This window comes from Kocuria sp. CPCC 205231, assembly GCF_040980965.1.
GTDB classification, from domain to species: domain Bacteria; phylum Actinomycetota; class Actinomycetes; order Actinomycetales; family Micrococcaceae; genus Kocuria; species Kocuria rosea.
In genome coordinates, this window is record NZ_JAVKPP010000112.1 from 1 (window position 1) to 521 (window position 521).

General features: G+C 46.4%; 1 rRNA gene. It reads right to left on the reverse strand.

What is annotated here, in order from left to right:
* A 23S ribosomal RNA gene (locus tag RF640_RS19115) occupies positions 1-521 on the reverse strand; the annotation flags it as partial.

A 521-nucleotide genomic window follows, 5' to 3' on the forward strand; every position in this document is an offset into this window, starting at 1 on the left:
TTCTATTTCACTCCCCTCCCGGGGTTCTTTTCACCTTTCCCTCAAGGTACTATACGCTATCGGTTAGTAAGAGTATTTAGCCTTACGAGATATGGTCCTCGCAGATTCACACAGAATTCCTCGTGTTCCATGTTACTTGGGAGAGAACGGACAAGTTAATGAGTTTACCTGTACAGGATTATCACCTTCTACGATCTAGCTTTCCAACTAGTTCCAGTTCAGTCATTAACATTGTTGAGTACGTTGCAGTTCCTCGTAGTTCTTCCCACAACCCCGCATAAACAACGGCTGCATCCTTGGCATTTATGCGGTTTGGGCTCATCCCCGTTCGCTCGCCGCTACTTGGGGAATCGTTTTTACTTTCTTTTCCTCGCGTTACTTAGATGTTTCAGTTCACGCGGTACCCTCTTTCGTGCTAAGTCTTCAACTTAGCGGATTGCTCCATTCGGAAATCTCAGGATCAACGTTCGATTGCAACTACCCTGAGCTTATCGCAGCTTACCACGTCCTTCATCGGCTCT